Annotated in this window: 1 protein-coding gene and 2 rRNA genes; 2 read left to right on the top strand and 1 reads right to left on the bottom strand. The window is 57.6% G+C overall.

Annotated features, from left to right (window positions below; genetic code table 11):
• Positions 1-215 (bottom strand): hypothetical protein (locus ABD339_RS33295; RefSeq protein WP_344570913.1); only part of this gene is annotated, 215 nt, incomplete at its 3' end.
• On the opposite strand from ABD339_RS33295, the gene ABD339_RS33290 reads away from it, so the two are divergent.
• Both ABD339_RS33290 and ABD339_RS33285 read left to right on the top strand, forming a co-directional pair.
• Positions 211-1,739: ribosomal RNA gene (locus ABD339_RS33290) — 16S ribosomal RNA — on the top strand. The genes ABD339_RS33295 and ABD339_RS33290 overlap by 5 nt on opposite strands.
• Before the next feature lie 300 nt (positions 1,740-2,039).
• Positions 2,040-5,164 (top strand): 23S ribosomal RNA (locus ABD339_RS33285).
• Together the 16S and 23S rRNA genes form the textbook arrangement of a ribosomal RNA operon.
• The last annotated feature ends 43 nt before the right edge of the window (positions 5,165-5,207 follow it).

The raw sequence follows: 5,207 nt of genomic DNA, 5'->3' as shown, positions 1-5,207 counted from the left end.
GTTTCGAAGGAAGCGTCCGTTCCTTGAGAACTCAACAGCGTGCCAAAAGTCAACGCCAGATATGTTGATACCCCGATCTGCCGGGTTTCCGGTGGGTTGAGGTTCCTTTGAAAAAGTCCCTTCCTTTGTTGGGAGGGCGTAACAGCGAGGACGCTGTGGACCGGGGGATTATTCCTCCCCTTTGGTTCCGCTCTTTCGCGGATGGAAGCATTCACGGAGAGTTTGATCCTGGCTCAGGACGAACGCTGGCGGCGTGCTTAACACATGCAAGTCGAACGATGAAGCCTTTCGGGGTGGATTAGTGGCGAACGGGTGAGTAACACGTGGGCAATCTGCCCTGCACTCTGGGACAAGCCCTGGAAACGGGGTCTAATACCGGATATGACACGGGATCGCATGGTCTTCGTGTGGAAAGCTCCGGCGGTGCAGGATGAGCCCGCGGCCTATCAGCTTGTTGGTGGGGTGATGGCCTACCAAGGCGACGACGGGTAGCCGGCCTGAGAGGGCGACCGGCCACACTGGGACTGAGACACGGCCCAGACTCCTACGGGAGGCAGCAGTGGGGAATATTGCACAATGGGCGGAAGCCTGATGCAGCGACGCCGCGTGAGGGATGACGGCCTTCGGGTTGTAAACCTCTTTCAGCAGGGAAGAAGCGTGAGTGACGGTACCTGCAGAAGAAGCACCGGCTAACTACGTGCCAGCAGCCGCGGTAATACGTAGGGTGCGAGCGTTGTCCGGAATTATTGGGCGTAAAGAGCTCGTAGGCGGCTTGTCGCGTCGGATGTGAAAGCCCGGGGCTTAACCCCGGGTCTGCATTCGATACGGGCAGGCTAGAGTTCGGTAGGGGAGATCGGAATTCCTGGTGTAGCGGTGAAATGCGCAGATATCAGGAGGAACACCGGTGGCGAAGGCGGATCTCTGGGCCGATACTGACGCTGAGGAGCGAAAGCATGGGGAGCGAACAGGATTAGATACCCTGGTAGTCCATGCCGTAAACGTTGGGAACTAGGTGTTGGCGACATTCCACGTCGTCGGTGCCGCAGCTAACGCATTAAGTTCCCCGCCTGGGGAGTACGGCCGCAAGGCTAAAACTCAAAGGAATTGACGGGGGCCCGCACAAGCAGCGGAGCATGTGGCTTAATTCGACGCAACGCGAAGAACCTTACCAAGGCTTGACATATGCCGGAAACGTCTGGAGACAGGCGCCCCCTTTGGGTCGGTGTACAGGTGGTGCATGGCTGTCGTCAGCTCGTGTCGTGAGATGTTGGGTTAAGTCCCGCAACGAGCGCAACCCTCATTCTGTGTTGCCAGCGTGCCTTTCGGGGTGACGGGGACTCACAGGAGACTGCCGGGGTCAACTCGGAGGAAGGTGGGGACGACGTCAAGTCATCATGCCCCTTATGTCTTGGGCTGCACACGTGCTACAATGGCCGGTACAATGAGCTGCGAAGCCGTGAGGTGGAGCGAATCTCAAAAAGCCGGTCTCAGTTCGGATTGGGGTCTGCAACTCGACCCCATGAAGTCGGAGTTGCTAGTAATCGCAGATCAGCATTGCTGCGGTGAATACGTTCCCGGGCCTTGTACACACCGCCCGTCACGTCACGAAAGTCGGTAACACCCGAAGCCGGTGGCCCAACCCCCTTGTGGGGAGGGAATCGTCGAAGGTGGGACTGGCGATTGGGACGAAGTCGTAACAAGGTAGCCGTACCGGAAGGTGCGGCTGGATCACCTCCTTTCTAAGGAGCATCTTTGGCCGTTTCGGCGGTCCAGGGGCCTACTACGTCGGCGAGTGTTCGACGGTGGGTTGCTCATGGGTGGAACGTTGACTATTCGGCGCTCTTGGTTGTCTTCACTAGTACTGCTTCGGCGTGGAAGGTGAGGGTGGCTGGGGGTGTCGGGCGCGCTGTTGGGTGTCTGAGGGCACGGCCGTTGTGGTCTTGTTTCTCGGTGCCGGTCCCGGTGAACTCGCTCGGTTGGGTGGGGTGGTGGGTGGCTGGTTGTTGTTTGAGAACTGCACAGTGGACGCGAGCATCTGTGGCCAAGTTTTTAAGGGCGCACGGTGGATGCCTTGGCACCAGGAACCGATGAAGGACGTGGGAGGCCGCGATAGGCCCCGGGGAGCTGTCAACCGAGCTGTGATCCGGGGGTGTCCGAATGGGGGAACCCGGCAGTCGTCATGGGCTGTCACCTGCCGCTGAATGTATAGGCGGTGTGGAGGGAACGCGGGGAAGTGAAACATCTCAGTACCCGTAGGAAGAGAAAACAACCGTGATTCCGGGAGTAGTGGTGAGCGAAACCGGAGGAGGCTAAACCGTATGTGTGTGAGACCCGGCAGGGGTTGCGCATGCGGGGTTGTGGGATTCCATTTCAGTGGTCTGCCGGCTGTTGGACGAGTCAGAAACCGTATGGGTAGGCGAAGGGCATGCGAAAGGCCCGGCGTAGAGGGTAAGACCCCCGTAGCTGAAATCTGTACGGCTCGTTTATGGAACACCCAAGTAGCATGGGGCCCGAGAAATCCTGTGTGAATCTGGCGGGACCACCCGTCAAGCCTAAATATTCCCTGGTGACCGATAGCGGATAGTACCGTGAGGGAATGGTGAAAAGTACCGCGGGAGCGGAGTGAAAGAGTACCTGAAACCGTGTGCCTACAAGCCGTGGGAGCGTCGCAGGCAGTACTTGTGCTGTCTGTCGTGACTGCGTGCCTTTTGAAGAATGAGCCTGCGAGTTTGCGGCATGTTGCGAGGTTAACCCGTGTGGGGGAGCCGTAGCGAAAGCGAGTCCGAAGAGGGCGTTTGAGTAGCGTGTTCAAGACCCGAAGCGGAGTGATCTAGCCATGGGCAGGGTGAAGCGGCTGTAAGAGGTCGTGGAGGCCCGAACCCACCAGGGTTGAAAACCTGGGGGATGATCTGTGGTTAGGGGTGAAAGGCCAATCAAACTCCGTGATAGCTGGTTCTCCCCGAAATGCATTTAGGTGCAGCGTCGTGTGTTTCTTGCCGGAGGTAGAGCACTGGATAGGCGATGGGCCCTACCGGGTTACTGACCTTAGCCAAACTCCGAATGCCGGTAAGTGAGAGCGCGGCAGTGAGACTGTGGGGGATAAGCTCCATGGTCGAGAGGGAAACAGCCCAGAGCATCGACTAAGGCCCCTAAGCGTGTGCTAAGTGGGAAAGGATGTGGAGTCGCAGAGACAACCAGGAGGTTGGCTTAGAAGCAGCCATCCTTGAAAGAGTGCGTAATAGCTCACTGGTCAAGTGATTCCGCGCCGATAATGTAGCGGGGCTCAAGCACACCGCCGACGTCGTGTCATTCCAACAATACTTCTAACGAGGGTTGGGGTGGGTAGGGGAGCGTCGTGTGCCGGGTGAAGCAGCCGTGGAAGCGAGTTGTGGACGGTTCACGAGTGAGAATGCAGGCATGAGTAGCGATACATGCGTGAGAAACGTGTGCGCCGATTGACTAAGGGTTCCTGGGTCAAGCTGATCTGCCCAGGGTAAGTCGGGACCTAAGGCGAGGCCGACAGGCGTAGTCGATGGAGAACCGGTTGATATTCCGGTACCCGCTTTGAAGCGTCAAACATTGAATCAGGTGATGCTAAGTCCGTGAAACCGCCTGCGCCGGCTTTGCCGGTTGTGGGAGTGGTGGAGCCGACGGTCCGAGTCTGTAGTAGGTGAGTGATGGGGTGACGCAGTGAGGTAGTCCATCCCGGGCGGTGGTTGTCCCGGGGTAAGGGTGTAGCCCGTCAGGTAGGTAAATCCGTCTGGCGTTGTGGGTGAGACCTGATGCCGAGCCGTTTGTGGTGAAGTGGATGATCCTGTGCTGTCGAGAAAAGCCTCTAGCGAGTTTCATGGCGGCCCGTACCCTAAACCGACTCAGGTGGTCTGGTAGAGAATACCGAGGCGTTCGGGTGAACTATGGTTAAGGAACTCGGCAAAATGCCCCCGTAACTTCGGGAGAAGGGGGGCCATTTCTGGTGATGGGATTTACTCCTTGAGCTGGGGGTGGCCGCAGAGACCAGCGAGAAGCGACTGTTTACTAAAAACACAGGTCCGTGCGAAGCCGTAAGGCGAGGTATACGGACTGACGCCTGCCCGGTGCTGGAACGTTAAGGGGACCGGTTAGTCACATTTCGGTGTGGTGAAGCTGAGAACTTAAGCGCCAGTAAACGGCGGTGGTAACTATAACCATCCTAAGGTAGCGAAATTCCTTGTCGGGTAAGTTCCGACCTGCACGAATGGCGTAACGACTTCTTGACTGTCTCAACCATAGGCCCGGTGAAATTGCATTACGAGTAAAGATGCTCGTTTCGCGCAGCAGGACGGAAAGACCCCGGGACCTTTACTATAGCTTGATATTGGTGTTCGGTTCGGCTTGTGTAGGATAGGTGGGAGACTGTGATCAGGGCACGCCAGTGTTCTGTGAGTCGTTGTTGAAATACCACTCTGGTCGTGCTGGATGTCTAACCTGGGTCCGTGATCCGGATCGGGGACAGTGTCTGGTGGGTAGTTTAACTGGGGCGGTTGCCTCCTAAATGGTAACGGAGGCGCCCAAAGGTTCCCTCAGCCTGGTTGGTCATCAGGTGGTGAGTGTAAGTGCACAAGGGAGCTTGACTGTGAGACTGACGGGTCGAGCAGGGACGAAAGTCGGGACTAGTGATCCGGCGGTGGCTTGTGGAAGCGCCGTCGCTCAACGGATAAAAGGTACCCCGGGGATAACAGGCTGATCTTCCCCAAGAGTCCATATCGACGGGATGGTTTGGCACCTCGATGTCGGCTCGTCGCATCCTGGGGCTGGAGTCGGTCCCAAGGGTTGGGCTGTTCGCCCATTAAAGCGGTACGCGAGCTGGGTTTAGAACGTCGTGAGACAGTTCGGTCCCTATCCGCTGCGCGCGTAGGAGTCTTGAGAAGGGCTGTCCCTAGTACGAGAGGACCGGGACGGACGGACCTCTGGTGTGCCAGTTGTTCTGCCAAGGGCATGGCTGGTTGGCTACGTTCGGGAAGGATAACCGCTGAAAGCATCTAAGCGGGAAGCCTGCTTCGAGATGAGGACTCCCTCCAACGTGATTGGTTAAGGCTCCCTGGAGATGACGGGGTTGATAGGCCGGATCTGGAAGCCCAGTAATGGGTGGAGGTGACCGGTACTAATAGGCCGAGGGCTTGTCCGTAGGTGCTCGCGTCCACTGTGTGGTTTCTGAGACAACAACCGCA

It is taken from the genome of Streptomyces axinellae, assembly GCF_039532135.1.
Taxonomy (GTDB): Bacteria; Actinomycetota; Actinomycetes; order Streptomycetales; family Streptomycetaceae; genus Streptomyces; species Streptomyces axinellae.
The sequence above is the reverse complement of the archived record's forward strand: the minus strand, read 5'-3'. Positions and strand labels throughout refer to the sequence as shown.